2 protein-coding genes are annotated in these 2,353 nt (G+C 49.1%); one reads left to right on the top strand and one right to left on the bottom strand.

Annotated elements, in window-relative coordinates; all coding sequences use genetic code 11:
• Positions 1–437 precede the first annotated feature (437 nt).
• On the top strand, positions 438–1,406 hold the full coding sequence (locus BM035_RS22080) for an integron integrase (RefSeq protein ID WP_092034450.1): 969 nt from the start codon (positions 438–440) through the stop codon (positions 1,404–1,406).
• A gap of 167 nt (positions 1,407–1,573) precedes the next feature.
• Here the strand turns inward: BM035_RS22080 and BM035_RS22075 are convergent, their stop codons facing one another.
• A complete protein-coding gene (locus tag BM035_RS22075) occupies positions 1,574–2,188 on the bottom strand; it encodes a tyrosine-type recombinase/integrase (RefSeq protein WP_092034449.1) in 615 nt (204 codons plus the stop codon).
• Between the last annotated feature and the right edge of the window lie 165 nt (positions 2,189–2,353).

Below are 2,353 nucleotides of genomic sequence, written 5' to 3'. Positions count from 1 at the left end.
AAAGCACCGAAGCAACTACGAAAGATTGGGCAAGCGACTCCAGCGTGCTGACGAATCCCGATCCAGTGTCCTGCATAGGCTCCCTTAAATTTAACAGCTTATTAGTCTGAATTCTTATTAAACCGCAAGGCCGCCACCCCGTCCAAAACTGAGTCACGCCCCGGATAATCTTGACTTTTCAGACCCTTACCCTCCGGCTCTCAGGAGCTTTTCCTCTCCTGATTCTGTGGAAAGTTTGCACGCGAGTTATTGTTGCACGTTTCTGCAAGTTAAATCCAAAAGGCCAAAAATTTTCGAGCCTAAATCAATGAGCTACTAGAGTGTCCTGTGAAAAATGTGCAGCCTCATGCAAATTAAACCGCAGAATTTTTGGCATTTTCGGGGTGTTTTCATTATAACTGTATAAATGTACAGCTTTAAGCCACGGAGGGGCGACTGTGTCTAAATCACCGTTTCTGCAATCGGTTCGCACAGAAATCAGGACGAAGCAGTACAGTTATCGAACCGAGAAAACCTATCTCTACTGGGTCCGTCAGTTCATTCTGTTCAATGACAAGAAACACCCCGAGGTGATGGGCAATCACGAAATTGAGCGTTTCCTGAATCATCTCGCCGTAAATCGAGGGGTCAGCCCCGCCACCCAAAACCAGGCACTCTGCGCCATAATCTTCCTCTACAAGAATGTGCTGAAAAGGGAGATCGAAAACCTGCAATACAAGATGTCGAAAACGCCCCGGCGCATGCCCACGGTTCTCAACCCGGAGGAAGTCGCTTCTATTCTGGGGAATATGGAAGCGGAGTATTGGCTAATCACTGCACTTCTTTATGGCTGTGGCCTGAGGATCAGCGAAGCTCTCTCGCTTCGCATAAAAGACATTGACCTGAAAAGCCGGAACTTGCTGGTGTTCAACGGAAAGGGCCGAAAAGATCGATACACCCTTCTTCCCGGCAATTTAAGAGAGAACATGGAGCGGCAGATTGCCCATTCACGAGAGATCCATGAGTCTGATCTGGCCGAGGGATTCGGGCTCACGTCGGTCCCGGCTTCTTTGCATAAGAAGTACGGACCAGTCATGAAAGACTTTGGTTGGCAGTATCTATTCCCGTCTTCAACACGATGCGTTCACCCCATTGCAGGATATGTCTGCCGACATCACCTTCATCATTCGACATACGCGCGGCAATTAAGGCAGGCCGTACAAGCGAGCGGAATTACCAAACGGGTGACGGCGCATACTTTTCGCCACGCTTTTGCCACTGAGCTACTGAGATCGGGAAGTGATATCCGAACAGTCCAGGAAATCCTCGGCCACAGCGATATTCGGACGACTGAAATCTATACCCATATTATTGGTGATCGAAGAGCAGGAACTGTGAGTCCATTTGATCGTTTGCCGGGTTCTTGAGAAATGACCAAGCGCCCAACCACGGCAGAAAGAGCCGAAGATCTGAGGCACTGTGAATGTTCGCTTTTGTTTACGACTGAAGGAGCCTGATCGGAATCCGAAGGTGATCATCGACCGGACCTCGCAGCGTCTGCAACATCCAGCGACCAAGGAGCCAAGTTACGCATTTAGATCTCAATACTCTCAGCTATCTCCAGAGCATCCTCGACTTCGACGCCAAGGTATCGCACGGTGCTCGACATGTTCGTGTGTCCCAACAGCAACTGTACAGCTCGCAGATTCTTGGTCTTCTTGTAGATCAATGTAGCTTTGCTTCGTCTCATCGAATGGGTTGCGTAGACTGAAGGATCAAGTCCAATGCTGGTTATCCATTTTTTGACGAGACGGGCATATTGATGGGTAGTGATGTGGTCGAATTTTCTCATCCGACTCGGCCACAAATAATCCATACCTGAGAGTCCGCGCAATTCGATCCACGCTTCGACCGATTCGCGCGTCTTTTTCGTTATCTCAAATTGAACAGGTTGACTGGTTTTCTGCTGAGTGACTTGCGCCCGATCCAGAACCTCTCCGTTTCTGGAAATATCTCGAACCAAGAGCTTTACCAAATCGCAGGACCGGAGCTTGCAATCAATTGCCATGTTGAACATCGCCAGCTCTCGGATGTTCTTAGCAATCTCCAACCGAATACGGATAGCCCATATTTGTTCGAGTTTGAGCGGTAGTTTCTGGCCAACGAGCTTTCCCTTGTTCCAGGGAGCGTTGCTGATAGGAAATGTCATGGTGTGGCCCTCTTCGGAGGGTAAGGGCCTTTAAGTATGGCTCAGAAAATTGTTTCCTGTTGTCCAACCTGGTCGCAAAGCGGACATTCAGGTCGACCACAAAGCGGACATTTTTCACCGCCCAAAACATCTCTTTCCAGGGACGGCAACTGCTGTATAGTCGTA

Source organism: Marinobacter sp. DSM 26671 (assembly GCF_900112835.1).
In the GTDB taxonomy this organism is placed as follows: Bacteria; Pseudomonadota; Gammaproteobacteria; order Pseudomonadales; family Oleiphilaceae; genus Marinobacter; species Marinobacter flavimaris.
This window is presented reverse-complemented; position numbering and strand designations above follow the sequence as displayed.

Coding starts and splice junctions, on each gene's coding strand:
- BM035_RS22075 (WP_092034449.1), bottom strand. CDS start 2,188: ATGACATTTCCTATCAGCAACGCTCCCTGGAACAAGGGAAAGCTCGTT.